21 protein-coding genes and 5 tRNA genes are annotated in these 23,288 nt (G+C 52.2%); 14 read left to right on the forward strand and 12 right to left on the reverse strand.

Annotation, left to right across the window (positions count from 1 at the left end; all coding sequences use genetic code 11):
- The first annotated feature begins 49 nt into the window (after window positions 1–49).
- On the forward strand, window positions 50–1,303 hold the full coding sequence (amiC, locus tag FDX14_RS10100) for an N-acetylmuramoyl-L-alanine amidase AmiC (RefSeq protein WP_042310761.1): 1,254 nt from the start codon (window positions 50–52) through the stop codon (window positions 1,301–1,303).
- A 75-nt stretch (window positions 1,304–1,378) separates the two neighbouring features.
- Here the strand turns inward: amiC and FDX14_RS10105 are convergent.
- From FDX14_RS10105 to FDX14_RS10125, 5 genes are all read right to left on the reverse strand, one after another.
- Window positions 1,379–1,455 (reverse strand) — tRNA-Met (locus FDX14_RS10105).
- Window positions 1,456–1,606: 151 nt separating this feature from the next.
- Window positions 1,607–1,683, reverse strand: a tRNA-Met gene (locus FDX14_RS10110).
- Window positions 1,684–1,731: 48 nt separating this feature from the next.
- Window positions 1,732–1,808 (reverse strand) — tRNA-Met (locus tag FDX14_RS10115).
- 48 nt (window positions 1,809–1,856) lie between these two features.
- A tRNA-Met gene (locus FDX14_RS10120) sits at window positions 1,857–1,933 on the reverse strand.
- 48 nt (window positions 1,934–1,981) lie between these two features.
- Window positions 1,982–2,058 (reverse strand) — tRNA-Met (locus FDX14_RS10125).
- A gap of 205 nt (window positions 2,059–2,263) precedes the next feature.
- On the opposite strand from FDX14_RS10125, the gene mltA reads away from it, so the two are divergent.
- Together mltA and tcdA are read left to right on the forward strand one after the other, a co-directional pair.
- Entirely contained in the window at window positions 2,264–3,361 is a 1,098-nt protein-coding gene (mltA, locus tag FDX14_RS10130) for a murein transglycosylase A (protein WP_137349455.1), read from the forward strand.
- A gap of 64 nt (window positions 3,362–3,425) precedes the next feature.
- A complete protein-coding gene (tcdA, locus tag FDX14_RS10135) occupies window positions 3,426–4,232 on the forward strand; it encodes a tRNA cyclic N6-threonylcarbamoyladenosine(37) synthase TcdA (RefSeq protein WP_042310757.1) in 807 nt (268 codons plus the stop codon).
- Between the two features lie 78 nt (window positions 4,233–4,310).
- Here tcdA and csdE read toward each other — a convergent pair whose 3' ends face one another.
- Window positions 4,311–4,757, reverse strand: coding sequence for a cysteine desulfurase sulfur acceptor subunit CsdE (csdE, locus tag FDX14_RS10140; protein ID WP_061382377.1), 447 nt, complete (start codon window positions 4,755–4,757; stop codon window positions 4,311–4,313).
- A complete protein-coding gene (csdA, locus tag FDX14_RS10145; RefSeq protein WP_137349456.1) occupies window positions 4,757–5,962 on the reverse strand; it encodes a cysteine desulfurase CsdA in 1,206 nt (401 codons plus the stop codon). Before csdA ends, csdE begins: the two co-directional genes overlap by 1 nt.
- A gap of 192 nt (window positions 5,963–6,154) precedes the next feature.
- Here csdA and FDX14_RS10150 point away from each other — a divergent pair, with 192 nt between their 5' ends.
- The 4 genes from FDX14_RS10150 to rlmM all read left to right on the forward strand — a co-directional run bounded on the left by FDX14_RS10150 (window position 6,155) and on the right by rlmM (window position 9,169).
- Window positions 6,155–6,382 carry a YgdI/YgdR family lipoprotein gene (locus tag FDX14_RS10150; protein ID WP_016154261.1) on the forward strand — a complete coding sequence of 76 codons (228 nt, stop codon included), beginning with the start codon at window positions 6,155–6,157 and terminating at the stop codon, window positions 6,380–6,382.
- 362 nt (window positions 6,383–6,744) lie between these two features.
- Window positions 6,745–7,662, forward strand: a complete 918-nt coding sequence (gene gcvA / locus FDX14_RS10155) for a glycine cleavage system transcriptional regulator GcvA (protein ID WP_038633269.1) — start codon at window positions 6,745–6,747, stop codon at window positions 7,660–7,662.
- An 18-nt stretch (window positions 7,663–7,680) separates the two neighbouring features.
- A complete protein-coding gene (locus FDX14_RS10160; RefSeq protein ID WP_003034037.1) occupies window positions 7,681–8,076 on the forward strand; it encodes a DUF423 domain-containing protein in 396 nt (131 codons plus the stop codon).
- Entirely contained in the window at window positions 8,069–9,169 is a 1,101-nt protein-coding gene (rlmM, locus tag FDX14_RS10165; RefSeq protein ID WP_038633266.1) for a 23S rRNA (cytidine(2498)-2'-O)-methyltransferase RlmM, read from the forward strand. The genes FDX14_RS10160 and rlmM overlap by 8 nt, the downstream gene beginning before the upstream one ends.
- Before the next feature lie 43 nt (window positions 9,170–9,212).
- On the opposite strand, the gene fucR is transcribed toward rlmM, so the two are convergent.
- From fucR to fucI, 4 genes are all read right to left on the reverse strand, one after another.
- Window positions 9,213–9,932 carry an L-fucose operon activator gene (fucR, locus tag FDX14_RS10170; RefSeq protein ID WP_137349457.1) on the reverse strand — a complete coding sequence of 240 codons (720 nt, stop codon included), beginning with the start codon at window positions 9,930–9,932 and terminating at the stop codon, window positions 9,213–9,215.
- Window positions 9,933–9,989: 57 nt separating this feature from the next.
- Window positions 9,990–10,412 (reverse strand): L-fucose mutarotase, encoded by a 423-nt coding sequence (gene fucU / locus FDX14_RS10175; RefSeq protein ID WP_003840383.1) that lies wholly within the window; start codon window positions 10,410–10,412, stop codon window positions 9,990–9,992.
- Window position 10,413: 1 nt separating this feature from the next.
- A complete protein-coding gene (fucK, locus tag FDX14_RS10180; RefSeq protein WP_137349458.1) occupies window positions 10,414–11,832 on the reverse strand; it encodes an L-fuculokinase in 1,419 nt (472 codons plus the stop codon).
- A 104-nt stretch (window positions 11,833–11,936) separates the two neighbouring features.
- The gene (fucI, locus tag FDX14_RS10185) at window positions 11,937–13,712 is read right to left on the reverse strand and encodes an L-fucose isomerase (RefSeq protein WP_061382374.1); all 1,776 of its coding nucleotides are present in this window, start codon (window positions 13,710–13,712) and stop codon (window positions 11,937–11,939) included.
- A gap of 465 nt (window positions 13,713–14,177) precedes the next feature.
- On the opposite strand from fucI, the gene FDX14_RS10190 reads away from it, so the two are divergent.
- The 7 genes from FDX14_RS10190 (at window position 14,178) to fucO (ending at window position 22,353) form a co-directional block, all read left to right on the forward strand.
- Window positions 14,178–15,677 carry a sugar ABC transporter ATP-binding protein gene (locus FDX14_RS10190; protein ID WP_061382373.1) on the forward strand — a complete coding sequence of 500 codons (1,500 nt, stop codon included), beginning with the start codon at window positions 14,178–14,180 and terminating at the stop codon, window positions 15,675–15,677.
- A 3-nt stretch (window positions 15,678–15,680) separates the two neighbouring features.
- Complete coding sequence (locus tag FDX14_RS10195) at window positions 15,681–16,664, forward strand: ABC transporter permease (RefSeq protein WP_042310741.1); 984 nt, start codon at window positions 15,681–15,683, stop codon at window positions 16,662–16,664.
- 73 nt (window positions 16,665–16,737) lie between these two features.
- On the forward strand, window positions 16,738–17,688 hold the full coding sequence (locus FDX14_RS10200) for an ABC transporter substrate-binding protein (protein WP_061382372.1): 951 nt from the start codon (window positions 16,738–16,740) through the stop codon (window positions 17,686–17,688).
- 53 nt (window positions 17,689–17,741) lie between these two features.
- Window positions 17,742–19,322, forward strand: coding sequence for an FGGY-family carbohydrate kinase (locus tag FDX14_RS10205; RefSeq protein ID WP_137349459.1), 1,581 nt, complete (start codon window positions 17,742–17,744; stop codon window positions 19,320–19,322).
- Between the two features lie 66 nt (window positions 19,323–19,388).
- On the forward strand, window positions 19,389–20,387 hold the full coding sequence (locus tag FDX14_RS10210; RefSeq protein ID WP_137349460.1) for a LacI family DNA-binding transcriptional regulator: 999 nt from the start codon (window positions 19,389–19,391) through the stop codon (window positions 20,385–20,387).
- A gap of 142 nt (window positions 20,388–20,529) precedes the next feature.
- Window positions 20,530–21,177 carry an L-fuculose-phosphate aldolase gene (gene fucA / locus FDX14_RS10215; protein ID WP_003034062.1) on the forward strand — a complete coding sequence of 216 codons (648 nt, stop codon included), beginning with the start codon at window positions 20,530–20,532 and terminating at the stop codon, window positions 21,175–21,177.
- Window positions 21,178–21,204: 27 nt separating this feature from the next.
- The gene (gene fucO / locus FDX14_RS10220) at window positions 21,205–22,353 is read left to right on the forward strand and encodes a lactaldehyde reductase (protein WP_042310736.1); all 1,149 of its coding nucleotides are present in this window, start codon (window positions 21,205–21,207) and stop codon (window positions 22,351–22,353) included.
- An 81-nt stretch (window positions 22,354–22,434) separates the two neighbouring features.
- On the opposite strand, the gene xni is transcribed toward fucO, so the two are convergent.
- Window positions 22,435–23,190, reverse strand: coding sequence for a flap endonuclease Xni (gene xni / locus FDX14_RS10225; protein ID WP_042310734.1), 756 nt, complete (start codon window positions 23,188–23,190; stop codon window positions 22,435–22,437).
- Window positions 23,191–23,288 lie beyond the last annotated feature (98 nt).

Below are 23,288 nucleotides of genomic sequence, written 5' to 3' on the forward strand. Positions count from 1 at the left end.
GACGTTTTACGTATTACTTCAATAAAGATTTCTTTTGCTCGGGAGAAGCATGTCGGGATCCAATTCAGCAATTAGTCGCCGTCGTTTACTGCAAGGTGCGGGTGCTATGTGGCTTTTAAGCGTCAGTCAGGTCGGTCTGGCTGCCGTGAGTCAGGTCGTTGCCGTACGTATCTGGCCCGCGTCCAGTTATACCCGCGTCACGGTGGAATCTAACCGTTTGCTGAAATACAAACAGTTTGCCCTGAGTAATCCTGAGCGTGTGGTTGTCGATATTGAAGGCGTTAATTTGAACTCGGTGCTTAAGGGCATCGGCGCGCAGATTCGTCCTGACGATCCCTATATTAAGTCGGCGAGAGTCGGGCAATTTGACCCGCAGACCGTGCGGATGGTGTTCGAGCTGAAACAGAATGTGAAGCCGCAACTCTTTGCCCTGGCTCCCGTAGCCGGTTTTAAAGAGCGTCTGGTCATGGATCTTTATCCTGCCAATGCGCAGGATGTTCAGGACCCGCTGCTGGCGTTGCTGGAAGATTACAACAAGGGCGATCTGGATAAACAGGTGCCGCCTGCGCAAAGTGGTCCGCAGCCGGGTAAAGCGGGGCGCGATCGTCCGATTGTCATTATGCTGGATCCCGGGCACGGTGGAGAAGACTCCGGTGCGGTGGGGAAATACAAGACGCGTGAAAAAGATGTGGTACTGCAAATTGCCCGTCGCCTGCGAGCCCTTATTGAGAAAGAGGGCAACATGAAGGTCTTTATGACGCGTAATGAAGATATATTCATTCCGCTAAAAGTGCGTGTGGCGAAAGCGCAGAAACAGCGTGCAGACCTGTTTGTCTCTATTCACGCCGATGCCTTTACCAGCCGGCAACCCAGCGGATCGTCGGTGTTTGCGCTCTCCACGAAAGGGGCAACCAGTACCGCGGCAAAATATCTGGCCCAAACCCAGAACGCCTCGGATCTCATCGGTGGCGTTAGCAAAAGCGGTGACCGTTATGTCGACCACACCATGTTCGATATGGTGCAATCGCTGACCATCGCCGACAGCCTGAAGTTTGGCAAAGCGGTGCTGAATAAGCTCGGGAAAATTAACAACCTGCATAAGAATCAGGTTGAGCAAGCCGGGTTCGCGGTGCTGAAAGCGCCGGATATTCCCTCTATCCTCGTGGAAACAGCATTTATCAGTAACGTCGAAGAAGAGCGAAAGCTGAAGACGGCAACCTTCCAGCAGGAAGTGGCGGAGTCGATTCTGGCAGGGATTAAAGCCTACTTTGCCGATGGCGCGACGCTGGCGAGAAGGGGATAACAAAAAAGCGCTGAAAAGCGCTTTTTTTTACGAACGACAGATACAAAAAAACACCCGTTAAGGTGTTTAATATGTTGGTTGCGGGGGCCGGATTTGAACCGACGACCTTCGGGTTATGAGCCCGACGAGCTACCAGGCTGCTCCACCCCGCGTCCGTCTTTTTGCTTCGTATTTCAAACCACATCTGCGTTGGCTTTCCTCGTTCACCTCAGTCACTTACTGGAGTAAGCTCCTAAGGATTCACTGCGTCGCCGCCTTGCTGTGATTCGAACTACTTTGCAAAAATATTGCAGCAAATATGATTGGTTGCGGGGGCCGGATTTGAACCGACGACCTTCGGGTTATGAGCCCGACGAGCTACCAGGCTGCTCCACCCCGCGTCCGTCATTACTCTTCCATCGAGTAACGTTACTGCTTCTGATTTTAATTGGTTGCGGGGGCCAGATTTGAACTGACGACCTTCGGGTTATGAGCCCGACGAGCTACCAGGCTGCTCCACCCCGCGTCCGTCATTACTCTTCCATCGAGTAACGTTACTGCTTCTGATTTTAATTGGTTGCGGGGGCCAGATTTGAACTGACGACCTTCGGGTTATGAGCCCGACGAGCTACCAGGCTGCTCCACCCCGCGTCCGTCATTACTCTTCCATCGAGTAACGTTACTGCTTCTGATTTTAATTGGTTGCGGGGGCCAGATTTGAACTGACGACCTTCGGGTTATGAGCCCGACGAGCTACCAGGCTGCTCCACCCCGCGTCCGTGGATGCGCACTATACTCTGCTCGCATTTTCATGCAACCCTTTTTTCACCTTGATCACGTTTTAAGGGTGAAAATGAACAAAAACAACGTATTCTGGATTATTTTTTGCGCAAAATTTGCGTTCGGGTATGCATACGCATTTCATTAGGTACGGGGGTTTGTTATCTTCGTCTCGCATTCAGGCAACATAAGACGAGAATAATGAAAGGACGTTGGGCAAAATATCTTCTGGCGGGAGCTGTCGTTGCGATGCTCGCCGCGTGTTCCTCAAAACCCACCGATCGTGGGCAGCAGTATAAAGACGGGAAATTTACCCAGCCTTTCTCTTTGGTGAACCAACCTGATGCGGTTGGCGCGCCAATCAATGCCGGTGATTTCGCCGAGCAGGTTAATCAAATCCGCAGCGCTTCGCCGCGTTTGTACGGTAACCAGAGCAACGTCTACAACGCTATCCAGCAATGGTTACGTGCGGGCGGTGATACGCGCAGCATGCGTCAGTTTGGTATTGACGCGTGGCAAATGGAAGGGGCGGACAACTACGGTAACGTCCAGTTTACGGGTTATTACACTCCGGTTATTCAGGCGCGCCACACGCGTCAGGGTGAGTTCCAGTATCCTATCTACCGCATGCCGCCAAAACGCGGGCGTTTACCGTCTCGTGCCGAGATCTACGCAGGCGCGCTAAGCGATAATTACATTCTGGCGTACAGCAACTCCCTGATGGACAACTTTATTATGGATGTTCAGGGCAGTGGATATATCGATTTTGGCGACGGCAGCCCGCTTAACTTCTTTAGCTATGCCGGGAAAAACGGCCATGCCTATCGCAGTATCGGGAAGGTGTTGATCGACCGTGGCGAAGTGAAAAAAGAAGATATGTCGATGCAGGCCATTCGCCACTGGGGAGAAACGCACAGCGAGGCCGAAGTGCGTGAGCTGCTGGAGCAGAACCCATCGTTTGTCTTCTTTAAGCCGCAATCTTTTGCGCCGGTGAAAGGGGCCAGCGCGGTACCGCTGATTGGCCGTGCATCCGTGGCTTCTGATCGCAGTATCATTCCTGCGGGTACCACGTTACTGGCGGAAGTTCCCTTGCTGGATAATAACGGTAAGTTCACCGGTCAGTACGAACTGCGCCTGATGGTGGCGCTGGACGTGGGCGGTGCGATTAAAGGCCAGCACTTTGATATCTATCAGGGCATTGGCGCTGACGCCGGACATCGTGCCGGGTGGTATAATCACTACGGCCGCGTATGGGTGCTGAAGTCATCCGGCAACGCGGGTAACGTGTTCAGCGGTTAATTGTCTGATGGCGGCAGCGCCATCCGGCAGTCATACTGCTCGGTATTAATGAATTTGAGGTTCTATGTCTGTGGTTATCAGTGACGCCTGGCGTCAGCGTTTTGGCGGCACGGCGCGGCTGTATGGCGAAAACGCGCTGCAGTTATTTGCCGGAGCGCATGTTTGCGTGGTCGGGATTGGCGGTGTGGGATCGTGGGCGGCGGAAGCGCTGGCGCGTACCGGCATTGGCGCGATTACGCTCATTGATATGGATGATGTTTGCGTCACCAATACTAACCGTCAGATCCATGCGCTGCGCGATAACGTTGGTTTAGCGAAAGCTGAGGTGATGGCGGAACGTATCCGCCAGATTAACCCGGAGTGCCGGGTGAACGTGGTCGATGATTTTGTTACGCCAGATAACGTTGCTGAATATATGAATGCGGGATTTTCGTATGTCATCGATGCGATTGACAGCGTGCGCCCGAAAGCGGCGCTCATTGCGTACTGTCGGCGCAATAAGATTCCGCTGGTAACCACCGGCGGTGCGGGCGGGCAGATCGATCCGACGCAGATTCAGGTGGTTGATCTGGCAAAAACCATTCAGGATCCGCTGGCGGCCAAGCTGCGTGAGCGACTGAAGAGTGATTTTGGCGTGGTGAAAAACAGTAAAGGCAAGCTGGGCGTGGACTGCGTGTTCTCGACCGAGGCGCTGGTTTACCCGCAGGCAGATGGCTCGGTGTGTGCCATGAAGGCGACGGCGGAAGGGCCGAAACGTATGGATTGCGCCTCAGGGTTCGGCGCCGCCACCATGGTGACGGCTACCTTTGGCTTTGTTGCTGTTTCCCATGCGCTGAAGAAGATGATGGCGAAAGCGGCGCGCCAGAGTTGATTGTGTCGGATGGCGCTATGCTTATCCGACCTACGGTTCGTGCGGTGTTGTAGGCCGGATAATACGCATCAGCCGTTGTTATCCGGCTTGCCGGGCAGCATCAAGAATCGCCTCGTTCAACGCATGCAGGCCCTGGCTCCGCGAGGCGCTGAGCTGCGCGCTTAACCCTAACTCGTCAAATAACGCCATGGGTGAATGCACCAGCAACTCCGTTGCGGTTTTACCTTCTGTGGCGGTGAGCAATACCGCCAACAGCCCGCGAACAATACGGCCTTCGCTGTCGCCGAAGAAATGCAGAGTGCCATTCTGGTGCAGGGTATATCCCAGCCAGACGCGGTTTTCGCATCCCGCAATCTCTTTTGCCTGCGCCCTTAGCGCCTCCGGCAGCGCCGGAAGCTGCTTGCCCAGCAGAATTAGCTGACGATATTTATCCTCCCACTGGGTGAGCGGGGCAAACGTAGTACGCAACGTATCTTCAGTTACGGTTGTGCCAAACGGGTGTCCGGCGAATAAAGGGCTTGTCATTAATCCACCAATATTTCCAGCGCGCGGTCAACGGCTGCGACCAACGCATCCACATCACTTTGCGTATTATAGGGCGCAAAAGAGGCGCGTAGGGTCCCGGATACGCCCAGCTCCGCCAGCAGTGGTTGTGCGCAGTGTTGCCCTGCGCGCAGCGCAATGCCATATTCGGCCAGCAGCGTCACCATATCACTGTGATGAACGCCAGCGAAATCAAAGGCTAACAGACTAGAGTCCTGACAACGGAAGGAACGAAAACCGGGACGTTTCGCCAGGGCGTCTTCTGCCAGCGTCGCCAGACCCCGGCTCCAGTTTTCGGCCTGCGCAACATCGACATCCGCCAGCCATTCGAGCGCCGCGCTTAACCCGATGACGCCAGCTACGTTAGGCGTACCGGCCTCCAGCTTCCAGGGGGCCGCCTGGGTAGTGAAACCGTCAAAGCTGACTTCGCTAATCATCTTGCCGCCGCCGAGCCATGGTGACATGGCCTCCAGTAATTCTGGCTTACCATACAGTACGCCAATACCGGTAGGGCCATACAACTTGTGGCCCGAGAAGGCATAGAAATCAATATCTAACTGCTGCACGTCGGCGGGGAAATGCACAATTCCCTGCGCGCCATCAACCATTACCACCATGCCAGCCGCATGGGCGAGCGTAATGGCGCGGGCTAAATCCGGACAACCACCGGTAACGTTCGACATCTGCCCCAGCGCCAGAATGCGACTGCGCGGAGTGATGAGTTCAACCAGACGCTCGACGTCCGGTAGCAAATGGGCGTTGAGCGGGAGTTTGACTACTCTGGCTCCCGTTTGCTCAGCCACCATCAGCCACGGAACGAGATTGGCATGATGTTCCGCCACGCTGACGATAATCTCATCGCCCGGCCGTAAGCGCGGACGCGCATAGCTTTGGGCAACCATATTGATAGCTTCCGTCGTGCCACGGGTCCAGACTATCGTTTTCTCATCCGGGGTGTTGATCAGGCGTGCGGCCTTTCCCCGTGCGGCCTCATAGCGCGCGGTCAGGCGTTGCGCTTCGGCAAACTGACTGCGATGCACGTTTCCGGCGCTCAAGCTATAGAATTGCTGGGTCGCCTCAATCACGGCTTGCGGCTTCAGTGCAGTAGCAGCGCTGTCGAGATAGACGCCGGCATCGTTGAGTGCGGGAAATTGCGCACGAAACTGCGCGGGATTAAATGCGTTCATGATCATCCTCAGTTCAATAAACCGATCGTCGCGCAAAACAGGCGCTGACACAAGAGTTGTGCTAACCATCGGAATACTCTGGATATCCTGGCAAAGTCCTCACAGTGTCTTATGCTAAATAGCGTTAGGCGAGCAATTTTGCCTGTTACGGAGTGTGTTTTTAATAGCATAAATCGCTTTAAGGAGAAGAAGATGAAAAAGACTGCCGCAATTATCTCTGCCTGTATGCTGACTTTTGCCCTGAGCGCCTGTTCTGGATCGAATTACGTGATGCACACCAACGATGGTCGATCAATCGTATCTGATGGCAAGCCACAGACTGACAATGAAACGGGAATGATTTCGTATAAAGACGCTAACGGCAACAAACAGCAGATCAACCGTACCGATGTGAAAGAGATGGTAGAACTGGATAACTAACCGGTCGCCATCGACATAAAGTCGGACAAAAAAAAGCACCGCAATTTGGCGGTGCTACATTAATCACTATGGACAGACAGGGTAAATGTACAGGAAGTGAAAAAGGGTAGCTTTGCTACCATGGTCTGAATCGCAGACCAATTGCAAACACAACAACACAACATCACAACCGTAAGCCAAAAGCCCACCAGAACACGCATTCCGATAAAACTTTTCGTTCCGGCTTCAGGAAGTGCCGCCACTATAGGTATTTGCTGGTAGAACCTCAACGGACAATTTATAATGGCTCAGATAAAAAAAACTAATAGGTTACAGCCTGTTAGATAATTGTTAAATTCATTTAACATCAAAGCCTAAAAGTCATGTCAAAACGATTACCACCCCTAAATGCATTGCGTGTTTTTGATGCTGCAGCGCGTCATTTGAGCTTTACCCGCGCAGCGGAAGAGCTTTTTGTGACGCAGGCCGCAGTAAGTCACCAAATCAAGTCACTCGAGGATTTCCTGGGGCTGAAGCTGTTTCGTCGACGCAATCGATCTCTGTTGTTAACAGAAGAAGGTCAAAGCTATTTCCTCGACATCAAAGAGATTTTTTCGCAATTAACTGACGCGACGCGTAAACTTCAGGCACGCAGTGCAAAAGGTGCGCTTACCGTTAGTTTATTGCCCAGTTTCGCGATCCAATGGCTGGTGCCCAGACTCTCTAGCTTTAACTCAGCTTATCCGGGAATCGATGTCAGGATCCAGGCGGTGGACCGTCAGGAAGACAAACTGGCTGATGATGTTGATGTGGCGATTTTCTACGGACGCGGCAACTGGCCGGGTCTGCGCGTTGAAAAATTGTACGCAGAATATTTATTGCCGGTCTGCTCGCCGCTGTTACTCACCGGTGATAAACCACTGAAGACGCCGGATGACCTGGCAAAACACACATTATTGCACGATGCATCGCGGCGTGACTGGCAAGCCTATACGCGCCAGCTTGGCCTGAATCATATCAACGTACAGCAGGGACCTATCTTCAGCCATAGCGCCATGGTGCTACAGGCTGCTATCCATGGACAGGGGATTGCGCTGGCGAATAACGTCATGGCGCAGTCCGAAATTGAAGCCGGACGTCTGGTCTGTCCGTTTAACGATGTTCTGGTCAGCAAAAACGCGTTTTATCTGGTTTGTCATGACAGTCAGGCAGAACTGGGTAAAATAGCCGCCTTCCGTCAGTGGATACTGGCGAAAGCGGCCTCGGAACAAGAAAAATTCCGCTTTCGTTATGAACAATAAATTACGTAGGGTATTAACATGACCAGCCGTTTTATGCTGATTTTTGCCGCCGTAAGTGGTTTTATCTTTGTGGCGTTGGGCGCCTTTGGGGCACATGTTCTGAGTAAAACCCTTGGTGTCGTAGAAATGGGTTGGATCCAGACTGGCCTTGAGTATCAGGCGTTTCATACGCTGGCTATCTTCGGGCTGGCCGTCGCCATGCAGCGACGCATTAGCATTTGGTTTTACTGGAGTAGCGTGTTCCTGGCATTAGGGACGGTGCTGTTTAGCGGCAGCCTGTATTGCCTCGCGCTCTCTCATTTACGCTTGTGGGCGTTTGTTACCCCCGTCGGCGGTTTCAGCTTCCTTGTAGGCTGGGCGCTGATGTTAGTGGGCGCTATTCGATTGAAACGTAAGGGCGTTAGCCATGAATAAGGTTGTATTGTTGTGTCGCCCGGGTTTTGAAAAAGAGTGCGCCGCAGAAATTACGGATAAAGCAGGACGTCGGGAAATCTTCGGTTTCGCCCGCGTTAAAGACAATGCGGGCTATGTGATCTTCGAATGCTATCAGCAGGACGATGCCGAAAAGTTAGTGAAAGAACTGCCGTTTAGCTCGCTGATTTTTGCCCGTCAGATGTTTGTTGTGGGCGAACTGCTGCAATATTTACCGCCGGAAGATCGTATTACGCCAATTGTCGGCATGTTGCAGGGCGTGGTGGAAAAAGGCGGCGATCTGCGGGTCGAAGTCGCCGACACCAATGAAAGCAAAGAGCTGGTTAAGTTCTGCCGTAAATTTACCGTACCGCTGCGCGCGGCGCTGCGTGAAGCGGGCGTACTGGCAAAATATGAAACACCGAAACGTCCGGTGGTTCATGTTTTCTTTATCGCCCCTGGCTGTTGTTATACCGGTTATTCCTGGCCTGACAATAACTCCCCGTTCTACATGGGGATTCCGCGCCTGAAGTTCCCGGCCGATGCGCCGAGCCGCTCAACGCTGAAGCTGGAAGAGGCGCTGCATGTGTTCATTCCAGAAGATGAGTGGGACGAGCGTCTGGCCAACGGCATGTATGCCGTGGATTTAGGCGCATGTCCGGGCGGTTGGACCTATCAACTGGTTAAACGCAACATGTGGGTTTATTCCGTGGATAACGGTCCGATGGCGCAAAGCCTGATGGATACAGGGCAGGTCACCTGGCTGCGCGAAGACGGATTTAAGTATCGCCCGAATCGTAACAACATCTCATGGATGGTGTGCGACATGGTGGAGAAGCCAGCGAAGGTTGCCGCGCTGATGGCGCAGTGGCTGGTCAACGGCTGGTGTCGCGAGACGATCTTCAACCTCAAGCTGCCGATGAAAAAACGTTATGAAGAGGTATCGCAGAATCTGGCCTATATCCAGGCACAGCTTGATGAGCATGGCGTCAATGCCCAGATGCAGGCACGTCAGCTGTATCATGATCGGGAAGAAGTGACCGTACACGTGCGTCGTCTGTGGGCGGCCGTCGGCGGTCGTCGGGACGAGCGATAACGCTAAACATAGATCGGATGGCGGCGTAAACGTCTTATCCGGTCTATGTTGTTTCAATCAGCTGTGTATCTGACACGATATGCGTCACATCATCCAGATGCCCAATCCGGGCCTCCCCGGAACGATTTAACTTACTTTTATCGATCAGCAATAAAGATTGCGATGCGCGCTTAAGCATAATGGATTTGAATTCTGCGTTGGTGGCATTGGAGTCCCAGAGCGCGCCATCGCTGTCGATCCCTTCGCAGGAAAAAATAAACAGATCGATATCGAGGGATTTTAGCTGCGAGATGAGCGCGGAATTAACATAACAGCCGTATTTACGTTCAAGGCGGCCGCCAGAGCTGATGAGCTGAATGTGTTCGCGTTTAGCCAATTCCTGACAAATGGGGTGGCTGTTGGTGAAAACGAGAATGTCGATGTCCGGTAGCTGACGCGCCAGATACCAGCAGGTTGAGCTGGCGTCTAAGGCGATCACCATTCCTTCTTCAATCCATGCCAGCGCTTCCCGCGCAATATCCGCTTTGTGCGCATAGTGACTTTTGAGTCGAATATGAAACGGGTCGCCACTGTCCTGATTTTTCCGGTGAATGGCCTTGGCCCGCCCGTGATTGCGTAGCACTTTGCCCTGGGTTTGTAATTCACTGAGATCGCGGCGGATGGTCTCTTTGCTGACGTTTAGCTGCAAAGACAGGGCTTCGGTTGTCAGGCTTTTGTGGTGGGTAAGCAGATCTACAATTGCCTGCTGGCGCGCCGCTTTCATGTTCTGATCCTCATCTTATGCAGAATGCCCGTATCAGACGGGCATTCTGACCAGAGATTATGGCGTTACCCCTTTTTTTAAAAGAATATTCCCGTACTTTGCCCGCTCTCCTGTGATAACGATCGCAAACGCCTTTTGCGCGCGTTCGTAAAAGGCATAGCGGTCAATACGCGTGATGTCTGGGCAGGGGGCCTGCAAGGAAAGCGCCTGACGATAGCGAGCCTCGACGTCAGGATCGAGAGCGTCGCCTTCTACTGCGGCCATCATCACCAGCGGCGGGGCGTAGCTGTCCAGTTCAAAAAGCGGAATAATCGCCTGCAGCAGATCGCTGACCAGCAGACCGTCGGCGCGAATCACCTGCGGTCCCATGCTGTGAGCCGGAAAATGGGCATCGGAAAAGATAATCTCATCGCCGTGACCCATCTCAGCCAGCACCTTCAGCAGGTCGGGAGAAATTAAGGGTGATATCGTTTTGAGCATGTTACTCGACTCCTGTCAGTTCGGATTCGGTTTGCGGATAGAAGTAACGGTACTGGTAGCGCACCTGGGCACGAGCCTGTTCCGGGGAGGTAAATTCACCCATACCTGACCAGGCAAACATCGCGGCGCCTGCCACAGTGGTTTCGGCGTCATCCAGCACTTTTACAGGGATCCCGAGAACGTTCGCTTTAATCTGGTTCCACAATGCGTTACGGCTGCCCCCGCCAACCAATAACAATTCAGAGGCCTGGAAATGACCGATTTTTTCCAGCGTGTGCAAATTCCGCTGCAACTGTTCTGTCAGTCCTTCCAGTGCGGCGCGATAAAAATGCCCGCGGGTGGTATTGAGCGTAACCCCTTGCCAGCCCGCATTCTGAGAGGCCAGCAGGTTGCAGTGCATCTTGACGCCTTCTGCGCCAGCAGGAATGGACCGGGCTTCGTCAATCAGCGTCTGCCAGGGCGTTTCGGCAGTCCAAAACAGCTTACGCACCCATTCGAGTACACCGGAGGCCAGCCACTGCATGCCGGGATTGTACAGTCCGGCCTGGCTATCTAATTCACAAGTGGAACCCGCATAACGGCTGAGCAGAGAGGTGTCCACCTGCGCACTGCGCACCATCAGAATTTCCCATGTACCGGAAGAAAGCACCGGTTCGTCTGGCTGAGCTCCCGCACCAAACAGCGCAAACTGCGTGTCGTGCCCGGCAGATATCACCGGAATACCCACTGGCAGCCCGAGCAGGCTGGCGGCCTCGTGTTGCAGTACCCCAATCTGTTCGCCCGCTTCCACCAGACGTGGAAACAGTCGGCGCGGTATGCCGGTTGCCTGCAAAATGTCATCACTGAAATCGCGCTGCTGGATGTTCAGCATCTGGCTGGTGCCCGCCATAGTGATATCTGTGGTGAACTTGCCGGTTAAACGGTGGTTAATAAGCGACGAAATAAACAGCCAGGCGTGTGCCTGTTCGAGCAGTTGTGGATGGTTTTCTTTCAGCCACACCAGTTTATACAGCGTGTTGAAGCTGAACGCGCCGACGCCGGAGATTTCCTGCAGTTGCTGGGGCGACATGTAGCGATGGATGTTTTCCATCACTGCTGCGGTGCGCGGGCACTTCCAACTGATTACCGGATATAACTGCCTGCCGTGTTGATCGACCAGCGCACCGTCTACGCCGAAGGTGGTGACGGCGATCCCGCAGATACGGCAATTGACCAGTTGCGTGGAGAGCCGCTGACAGCAGTCGGCGAAGCGTTGCAAAATGGCTTCCAGCGACCACTGATGCCAGGCGCCATTCTCCGCGGCAATATCACTGGCGTTGGGCGTTGAGGCGCGGGCGATAATTTTTCCCTGTTGGTCAACGGCAATGGCCCGCACGTTGGTTGCGCCACAATCGAGGACCAGAATAACGTCTTGTTTCATAATCGCTCCCGAGACGTTGCCGGATGGCGGCGTAAACGCCTTATCCGGCCTACACGTTGTGCTCCTGTAGGCCCGGTAAGCTTGCGCCACCGGGCGGAGTCGCATTAACGCTTATACAGCGGGCCGTAGTTTTGGCAGGCACGATAATCCTGGCCTTCGCTATCCATACCGTGGGCCGCCCAGGCTGAAGGACGATAGATTTTTTCGTCTTCCACGTTGTGCATGCAAACCGGAATACGCAGCATGGCGGCAAGCGTAATAAAGTCTGCGCCGACGTGACCAATCGTCAGCACACCGTGGTTTGCACCCCAGTTAGCCATGACGGAATAGACATCGCTGAATGGACCTTTACCGGTTAAGCGCGGGGCAAACCAGGTGGTCGGCCAGGTCGAGTTGGTACGCGCATCAAGCTGAGCATGCACCTCTTTTGGTAACTCCACGCTCCAGCCTTCGGCGATTTGCAGTACCGGTCCTAACCCTTTGATAATATTGATGCGAGTCATGGTGAATGGCACACCGCCCTCGGTCAGGAAGCGAGAGGAATAACCGCCGCCGCGGAAGTATTCGTGAATAGCCGGACACCATTCGGTCGCCGCCAGACAATCATCAGCCTCTTTCTGTGAGATTTCCCAGTGCGGCTTCATGGTTGGTTTCCCTTCGCCATCGCGCTGCTTGCAGGAACCATCCAGTGCAGCCGAGCCGGAGTTAATCAGGTGAATAATGCCGTGCTCAGCCAGCCCGGTCAGCGGTTTACCCGTGACACGCTCCACCGCCTCTGGCGACCAGAAGGTGCGCACATCAGCAAAAACCTGTGCTGTACCGGTGAGCTGGTGACCAAACAGCATCGCTACGCCGTTGAGACTGTCGTTTTCAGTCGCGACAACGAACGGCTCACGCACGCCATTCCAGTCGAAGGAGCTATTCAGCAGTGCTTCGGCAGTGTCGCCGTTTGGATATTGATCCGTCCAGTGACGCTGGCCCTGGAATCCCGCGGCAATCGCGTTGTAACCCAGCGATTCTTCAACACGACCTTTGTCTGCTAGTTTCTGATTGCCTTGCATCATGTCGCGGATGCACATCGCCATCAGCAGGCTTTCTTTCAGTACCGCGCGGCTCTGTTCTTCGTTACGCTTATACTGTTGGGCGTTCTGATCTTCGCCGTAGCGGAAATGTTTGTCTGCCCACGCCAGTGCGATATCCAGTTCAGCTTCGTCATAAATTTTCTGGTCAATTCGACGGCGAAGTTCAGTCATATCAACAGGTTGAACCTTCATTCCCAGCCAGGATTCAAAGAAGTTATGATCGACAATAGAACCGGCGATGCCCATAGAAACGCCGCCTACGGATAAATAGCTTTTACCTTTCATACTGGCAACGGCTAAGCCCGCCCGGGTGAAACGCAGCAGTTTTTCTTCGACGTCGGCGGGGATGGTGGTGTCGCCGGCATCCTGTACGTCGTGACCGTAAATGGAGAACGCGGGCAGACCTTTTTGATTATGCGCAGCCAGCGCGGCAGCAAGATAAACGGCGCCAGGGCGTTCTGTGCCGTTAAAGCCCCAGATAGCTTTCGGACGCATCGGATCCATGTCGATGGTTTCGCTGCCGTAGCACCAGCAAGGGGTAACGGTAATCGTTACGCCAACATTTTGGCTGCTGAACTTTTCTTCACAGGCTGCGGATTCCGCCAGACCGGCAATACAGGTGTCGGCAATTACACATTCAATTTGTGCGCCACAGGCATGGCGAAGTTTTTCCGTAATAAGCGCGGCGGTGGCTTTCGCCATATTCATGGTTTGCTCTTCAAGCGACTCACGTACCCCCATACGACGACCATCAATAACCGGGCGGATACCAATCTTCGGTAAGCTATTTTTTCTCATTCGAGGTTCCTCATCTCACTTTGTGCCGTGCTGCAAAAGCGGATGTTGGACACCACTGTCGCAGTTGGCTGAATTACCCATTTTTGCTAACTCGAGTTAGCTTAGGTATTGGAGAGTTTTTTACACAACTTTTTTGTTATGGAACTGTGAGAGGCTTCACGAGAAGTGGTTAAAATTCGATCTGCGTCAAATAAACAAATACGCAGATTTTTAATAAAAACCTTTTAAATCATAAATATATAATAAATTGTCTGTTCAGCATCACAGTTTTAAACCAAATGATTTGGCTAATTTGAGTAGCTAAAATAGCTTTAAAAGGCACTTCGCTAACTCGAGTTAGCATGATTGATATAACGCATATGAACTTGTAAGTAGTATTCGCATTAACGGTGACGATGGCTCTCTGGCAATCTTGTTTTCGCCTGATTCACTGACTGCAGTTTCTGTATATTGAGGAAAGCAGCAATGTCTGAAACATTTTTACAGATGAGTCATATTACGAAACGTTTTCCCGGCGTATTAGCGTTGAGTAATGTGGATTTTGCTTTACGCAAAGGTGAGGTTCATGCGCTGCTGGGTGAGAATGGCGCAGGAAAGTCTACGTTGATGAAGATCTTATCCGGTGTTTATCAGCCTGATGAAGGGGATATTATTTTTGAGGGGCAGCCGGTTACTTTCGCTAACCCGTTAAGTGCACAAAGTGCAGGTATCACGATTATTCATCAGGAATTTAACCTCTTCCCTGAACTCACCGTTGAAGAAAATATATTTATTGGCAGGGAGTTTTGCAAAAATAATCGCTGGCGTCTGGATGAAAAACAACAGCGACAGGCTGCTATCGATATTTTGCAAAAGTTAAACCTGAATATCGCGCCAGATACGCTGGTTGCCGATTTGACCGTTGCTCAACAACAAATGGTTGAGATAGCTAAAGCGATATCGGTCAATGCCAAGATTCTTATTATGGATGAACCTACGGCAGCACTTACGGAAACGGAAATCGACAGCTTATTTCAGGTAACCCGTTTATTGAAAGAACAGGGGACTGGCATTGTTTACATCTCGCACCGACTGGAGGAGCTGGCGCTGATAGCCGATCGCGCTACGGTAATGCGCGATGGGCAGTTTATTGCCACCGTGGATTATGATGCGGTCAAAATTAGCGACCTGATTGCCATGATGGTCGGGCGCGACCTCGGTAATATTTATCCTCGCCGTAAACCTTTGGCTCAACGTAAGCCCGTGTTGGAAGTGAGTGGGCTAACGCGCAATGGGGTATTGAACAATATCGATTTCACGCTTTACCAAGGAGAAATCCTGGGCTTCGCCGGCCTGATGGGCGCAGGGCGTACTGAGCTGGCACGGGCGATTTTTGGCGCGGATCCCATTGATGGTGGGACCCTCAAGCTGAACGGTAAAGTTACGGTGATTAAAGATATTCCTGATGCTATCCAACAGGGTATCAGCTATTTAACCGAGGACAGGAAAAAAGAGGGGCTGGCATTAGGACTGTCCGTTGAGCGCAATATTATGTTGGGCAATTACCCTGAGTATTCCGATCGTTTTGGCAATGTGGACAGCACACGTTGCCAGAAAACCAGCGAGGAACAGGTTAAAGCCCTACGCATTAAAACACCACATTTAGAGCAAGCTGCCTTGAATTTAAGTGGTGGTAATCAGCAGAAAATTATTATTGCCCGATGGGTGTGTAAAGACACCGATATTCTCATCTTTGATGAACCCACTCGCGGGATTGATGTGGGGGCCAAACTTGAAATTTATGAATTAATGAATCGGCTGGTGGCAAAAGGGAAATCAATTATCATGATCTCCTCTGAATTACCGGAAGTGCTGGGTATGTGCGATCGCATTTTAGTGATGCGTAATGGGCGTATTACCGGAGAGCTAGCTTCTGATGACGCCACACAAGAAAAAATCATGCAATATGCGACGTTAGAGGACTAACTTATGACTATCTCTGTAACCTCTTCAGACAGCAATAATAAGAAAATAAAAATTAACAAAGAACTTTTAATGCGCCTTGCGCCACTTTTAAGTCTGATTATTTTGGTGATATTTTTTAGTTTTGGTTCGCCATTTTTCTTTAACACTGAAAACATTATGACAATTGCCCTGCAAACCTCGGTGATTGGCATTATGGCGATTGGCGTTACCTTCGTCATTATCACTTCAGGGATCGACCTTTCTCTCGGTTCAGTCGTGGCATTTTCTGGTGTCGCGGTAGGTATCTGCGCCACGCTAGGTCTGCCTCTGCCCGTCTGTATTTTTGCGGGGGTACTGGCTGGAGGATTATGCGGCTATATCAATGGCCTGCTGGTCACCAAAATGACTATCCCGCCTTTTATCGCCACGCTGGGTCTGATGATGTCCGTCAGAGGTATCAATATGGTGATGACCGATGGCCGCGCGATTTACTTCGCTGATTACCCCACCTTCAAAATGCTGGCCCAGGGACGGTTGTTTGATGTGCTGCCATATCCTGTCTTTTACCTGGTGGTGGTGGCGCTCATCGCCGCCTACATCCTGAAGAAAACGGTGATAGGCCGCTATGTTTACGCAGTGGGCAGTAATGAGGTGGCGGCACATCTTTCCGGGATTAAAGTGCAACGCGTCAAAATTTTCGTCTACGCCTTTTGTGGTCTGCTGACCGGGATTGCCGGGGTCATTCTGGCCTCTCGTTTAAACTCCGGGCAGCCGACGGTCGGCGTGGGATATGAGCTGGAAGCTATCGCGGCGGTCGTTATTGGCGGTACCAGTCTGATGGGCGGGATTGGCACCATCGGCGGCACCATCATTGGCGCATTCATTATGAGCGTGTTGAAAAATGGTCTGAACCTGATGGGAGTTTCCCAGTTCTGGCAAATGGTGGCCATGGGTGTAGTGGTCATTGCTGCGGTTTATCTCGACACATTACGCAAAAAAATTCGTTGATTTACGCTCCCGGAAGTCACGGGACATCATAACCCTGACGTTTAGGGTGACTCACTCAGAACGGAGTAAAACAATGAGAACCAGGAATTTTGTCTATGCGTTATCCCTGCTGGCCTGTATGACATCCAGCGTTTTGGCTAAAGATATGAATCTTCCCGTGGTCAGTAAAGGTTTCCAGCATGAATTCTGGCAAACCGTAAAAATGGGGACGGAGGCGGCAGCAAAAGAGTTGGGTGACAAAACCAGCTATGTGGGCCCGGCGGATGAAACTCAGATTGCCGAGCAGATTCAGTTAGTTGAAAACGCGATGGCGCAAAAACCCAATGGACTATTGCTGGCCGCGTTAGATGCCAATGCACTGGCGCCATTAGTTGAGACCGCAAATTCACGCGGCATTAAAGTTGTGACCTTTGACTCCGGTGTGAATTCTGATATTCCGGTCAGTTTTGTCGCCACGAATAACCGTAAAGCCGGGGCTGAAGCGGCAGACGCGCTGGCAGCAGAAGTGGGCAACAAAGGAAAAGTGGGCATTATTGCGCACGTAGCAGGGACCTCCTCAGCGATTGAGCGTTCGGAAGGATTTATTGCCCGCATGAAGGAAAAATATCCGGATATCCAGGTGCTACCAGTCCAGTACAGTGATGGCGATCCGCAAAAAGCGATGGATAAAACCATCGATATGATCCAGGCCAACCCGGATATTGCAGGGATTTATGGCACTAATGAAGGCTCAACACTCGGCGTAGCAAACGCAATTGATAGTCAAAACCTGAAAGGCAAAGTGAAGGTGATTGGTTTTGATAGCACCGAGGCCATTATTGCCTTCCTGAAGTCCGGAGTGATTCAGGGCTTTGTTGTGCAGGACGCCTACCAGATTGGCTATCAGGGTATCAAGACGCTGAATGCGGCGGTATCCGGTCAGTCTGTACCAAAAGAGATTGATATTCCGGTGAAATTCGTTAGTGCGAAGAACATTGATACCCCAGAAATTGACAAGCTGTTACACCCATTCGGTAAAAAATAAGAGCGTTGGGGCGAGGTACTCGCCCCACTATTAGCTAACGTCAGGGAGTTACTATGAGCAGTGGATATTTCCTCGGTGTGGATGTCGGCTCTGCCAGTGTCAGGGCGGGTGTTTTCGATTCCAGCGGCAAACGTCTGGCCTTTGCGACACGCCCTATCTCGCAGTTTCGACCCGGCCCCGCTCGGGTTGAGCAGTCATCTGCAGAAATCTGGCAGCAGGTTTGCGATGCAGTTAAGGGGGCGGTATCGTCATCCGGGATCTGCATTGAGGATATCCGTTCACTGGGATTCGATGCCACTTGTTCATTGGTGGCTCTCGACGAGCAAGGGCAGGGCCTGGCGGTTTCACCAGGCGAACCATCAGACCATAACATCATCATGTGGATGGACCATCGCGCGGTGCAGGAAGCTCAGCATATTAATGCTACACAGGATCCGGCTCTGCGTTACGTTGGCGGTGAAGTCAGCGTCGAAATGGAGCTTCCCAAGGTGCTGTGGCTAAAAAAACACTTTCCTGCAACCTGGCACAGTGCGCATCGTTTTTACGATTTGGCTGACTACCTTGTCTGTAAAGCCACCGGGAGCGACGTGGCCGGTCTGTGTACGCTGACCTGTAAATGGAACTATCTGGCCCATGAACAACGCTTTAGCCACTCTCTGCTCGACGCCGTAGAGTTAACGGATTTAACGGGCAAAATTCCGTCGCATATTCTTCCGCCTGGTGCCGCCGTGGGAACGCTTAGCGCCGATGCGGCCCAGGCGTTGGGGCTGACGACTGCAGTTGTCGTCGCCAGTGGGATGATTGATGCCCATGCAGGCGGTTTGGCGCTTGCTGGCGTTGAGCCAGCGGGAACGTTAGCGTTGATTAGCGGAACGTCAAACTGCCATATGCTGTGCAGCGAACAGGAAATTTATACGCCGGGCGTATGGGGACCGTATTGGTCTGCCATGCTGCCAGGCTACTGGTTGACGGAGGGAGGGCAAAGCGCCGCTGGGGCATTGGTCGACTGGACGCTCCAGGAATCAGGCGCAAGTGCGGAGCTGTTTCATAAGGCCGAGGCGCGGGGTTGCCATCCGATCGTTTTAGTCAACGAATGGGTTGCGGAACTTGAGAGGAAGGAGTCTGAACCTGGTCGTTATTTGCATGTGCTGGCCGATCACCATGGCAATCGCTCCCCCCGCGCGCGACCCGATGCCCGGGGCAGCGTCTGCGGCTTGACTCTTGAGCGAGGCGAGATGCAGGTGGCTCGCCTGTACCTGGCGACATTACAGGCGATTGCCTGCGGTACGCGGCATATTATGGAAGTGATGCGTGAAAACGGCCATACCATTTCCCGACTGGCGCTGTGCGGCGGCGCAACGCATAACCCGCTGTGGATGCGGGAGTATGCCGATGCTACCGGATGCGATATTCATCTTATGCAGGAGGAAGATGTAGTGACGTTAGGGGCAGCTATCACCGGCGCGGTAGCAAGCGGCGCGTGGGCAAATATTCCATCTGCATGCCAGGCGATGGTTCGCTCCGGCGAGGTTATTAAGGCTAATCCGGCACGGCGGGACTTCTATGAGCGCAAATACCAGGTCTATCTGATGATGTGGGATCAGCAGCAGGCGATTAACCAGCTTATGCAGTAAGACAAAAGTTTAAAATACTTTTATGATTGGAGATTGACGTTTTTGGATGTGGACTGGGGCATATAAATGGCTAAAACAGTAGAACAGATAGCCAGCGATCTGAATTTATCGGTTACGACCGTACGACTGGTGCTGAACGGGAAAGCAGAGCAATATCGAATCAGTGTCAAAACCCAAACGCGTATTAATGAATATGTTGAGCGTTATGGTTACGTCATAAACCATTCGGCCCGCAGCCTGAAATTGAATAAAACGGATACATTGGGACTGATTGTTCCAAATATTTCCAACGTTTTTTTTGCCACTCTCGCCGAGAAACTTGAGCAACGCTGTCGTCGCTCCGGTTATCAGTTAATGATTAGCTGTACCTATGATGATGTTGATTACGAAAATAAATTGACCAAAGCGTTAATCGCTCGCAATGTTGATGGCCTTTTTATTGTTCCCTCAACATTGGAGAATCAGCAACACCATTTACGCCAGGTCAGAAAACCGATGGTGTTACTGGACCGTGATTTTAAGTATACCGATAACGCACTGGTTGAAAGTCATAATATTTTAGGCGGCGAAAAGTTGACGCAAAGTTTGTTTGATGCCGGAAAGGCTCCGATCTGGTTTTTAGTCGGAGATACCGGATTACCCAGTATTGGCGATCGTTTGCAAGGTTACCTTAATTCTTTGAAGAATAATGGTATTCATCACCGTGATTGGGTGCGTGAAGGTCCTGACAACACCCCTGAAGGTGGTTTTCAACTGATGGATAGATTGATTGGTGAACAGGGGCAGCCGCAGGCGTTTATTGCCTCATCATTACCCGTGCTGGAAGGTGCTATTAACGCTATTCGCCATTGTTTCGGCACAATTTCACCTGATATTAATATTGGCACATTCGATGAACATCCGATGCTGGGATTTCTCGCCAATAATGTCTGGTCAATGCAGCAGGATGAAAATGTTTGGGCGGAAAAAGCATTCGATATGATGATGAGTGCCATTGACGACCAACCTATTAAAGAAACTGTAAAAGTACCGATGAAACTTATTAAGCGCGTAAGACAACAATAATACGTTGCTATAAATAAATCGGCCAACTGGATCTGAATAAACACATTCAGTGGCTGCCCATATCTGAAACCTGACCCGTCTTATTCTGCGGCTACATTTTTCGCAATTAAAGACGAGGAGAAACTGTACCCGGAGAATCATTATGGAAAGAATGCGTTTGTCACGAGAAATCATTGAAACCTGTCTTGAAATGACCAGCCTTGGATTAAATCAGGGGACGGCGGGAAATGTGAGTGCGCGATATGAGAATGGGATGTTGATCACGCCCAGCGGTATTCCTTATGAAAGACTTACTGAAAACATGATCGTGTATGTAGATAACGACGGAAAATATGATAAAGGTCAGTTACCCTCCAGCGAATGGCGTTTTCACCTGGCGGCTTACCAGACGCGTCCGGACGCCAATGCGGTTGTCCATAACCATGCTGTGCACTGTACGGCCGTTTCTATTCTCAACCGTCCAATTCCGGCAATCCATTACATGATTGCGGCGGCGGGGGGAAACTCTATTCCGTGTGCGCCTTATGCGACGTTTGGTACACGAGAGCTGTCAGAGCATGTGAGCGTCGCCCTGAAAAACCGTAAGGCAACGCTTTTACAGCACCATGGGCTGATTGCTTGTGAAGCGAATCTGGAAAAAGCACTGTGGTTGGCGCATGAAGTAGAAGTTCTGGCGCGCCTTTATCTGAGCACCCTGGCCATTGTTGATCCGGTTCCGGTGTTAGACGATGAGGAGATCGCGATTGTGCTGGAGAAATTCAAATCTTACGGATTACGAATTGAAGAGTAATTTCGCATAGCGAAAAGGAGAAATACGATGGCGAACAGAATGATTCTGAACGAAACGGCATGGTTTGGCCGGGGAGCTGTTGGTGCATTAACCGATGAAGTCATCCGTCGTGGTTATCGCAAGGCGCTGATTGTGACCGATGAGAATCTGGTGCGGTGCGGTGTTGTCGAGAAGGTGACGTCCCGGATGGACGCTGCAGGTCTGGCGTGGGAAATCTATTCAGGTGTTATTCCTAACCCAACCATTGCGGTGGTACAGGAAGGATTGGAGGTCTTTCAGCAAAGTGGCGCAGACTATTTGATAGCTATTGGCGGAGGCTCCCCGCAGGATACCTGTAAAGCGATTGGTATTATCAACAATAACCCTGAGTTTGCGGATGTACGCAGCCTCGAAGGGTTATCCCCGACGCGCTGCCCGAGCGTGCCGGTTATGGCTATCCCAACCACAGCAGGGACGGCGGCGGAAGTGACCATTAACTACGTGATCACGGATGAAGAAAACCGGCGTAAGTTTGTTTGTGTCGATCCACATGATATTCCGCAGGTGGCGTTTATCGATGCTGACATGATGGACGGTATGCCTGCGGCCTTAAAAGCGGCCACGGGTGTTGACGCCCTGACCCATGCCATTGAAGGATACATCACGCGAGCAGCGTGGGCGCTTACCGATGCGCTGCACATTAAAGCGATTGAAATTATTGCCGGGGCTTTACGCGGGTCGGTCGCGGGCGACAGCCAGGCGGGCGAAGCGATGGCGCTGGGCCAGTACGTTGCCGGAATGGGGTTTTCCAACGTTGGCCTGGGATTAGTGCATGGCATGGCGCACCCGCTGGGCGCGTTTTATAACACCCCGCACGGCGTCGCGAATGCCATTTTGCTACCGCATGTGATGCACTATAACGCCGAATATACCGGGGAGAAATTTCGCGATATCGCCCGGGTGATGGGCGTGAAGGTTGAAGGACTGACGCTGGCAGAAGCACGGAAAGCGGCAGTGGATGCGGTATTTGCCCTTAACCGTGATGTTGGGATCCCGCTGCACCTGCGCGATGTAGGCGTACGCAAAGAGGATATTCCTGCACTGGCGCAGGCTGCATTTGATGATGTCTGTACCGGCGGAAATCCGCGTGAAGCGAGCCTGGGCGATATCGTTGAGCTGTACCATACCGCCTGGTAATCACCCGGGGTTTATCCGGCCTACAGGGTTGTACGGTAAGTAGGCCGGATAAGGGGTTTGCCCCACCATCCAGTAATAAGACTACCGCGCCAGCCGTAGCTGCTGTAAATTCCCGTCGATATGTAAGTCCGTTTGCAGTCGCGCGATATCCCGACACAGAAACGCCATTTCCCGATGTTCTTCGAGTTTCTTGCGCCACTTTTCCGGCACCTCATCAAGATGCGCGTAAATGCCTTCCAGCGTTAGAAACTGCGTCAGCAATTGTGTGGCGCTTTTGGGGCCAATACCTGCGACCCCCGGTACTTTAGAACTGCTGATCCCAGCCAGCCCCCAGTAATCGGGCAGTTGTTGTGGCAGCACGCCGAACTCTTTCTCAATGAACGGCGCGTCCAGCCAGCGCTTCTGAAAATAGTCGCGAATACGCAGCGTCGGGGAGAGCAACTGACAGTAGCCTTTATCGGTGGAGACGATGGTGGCTTGATGTCCTGCCTGGCAGACTTTAATCGCCAGAGTAGCGGCTAAATCGTCGGCTTCATTACCGCTGGAGACCCAGCAGCAGACGCCGCGCTGTTCAAAAGCGGCGCGTAAGGCGGGCATTTCCTGATACAAGTCTTGTGGCATTGGCGGCCGACCGGCTTTGTAGTCAGGCAGTCTTTGGTGACGCCAGCCGCTGTTGCGCGCTTCGTCATCAAAGACCGCCACGGCGTGCGTGGGCTGACTGTGCACAATTAATTGATCGAGCGCGTGCTGGCACGTCTCCACGCAGGGGGAGCCCTGTACGGCGTGAATACGGCGGATAAGATTCAGTGCATCGACAATGAGCAGGTGGACGGCCACGGTGTTCTCCCTAACAGATCAGTCCGTAGGGTAACATTCACGGCGGGGGGAGGCGAATATCTGAAATCAACATTTTGCCAGATGGCGGCTGACGCCTT

Source organism: Citrobacter sp. wls710, from assembly GCF_005281115.1.
GTDB classification, from domain to species: Bacteria; Pseudomonadota; Gammaproteobacteria; order Enterobacterales; family Enterobacteriaceae; genus Citrobacter; species Citrobacter werkmanii.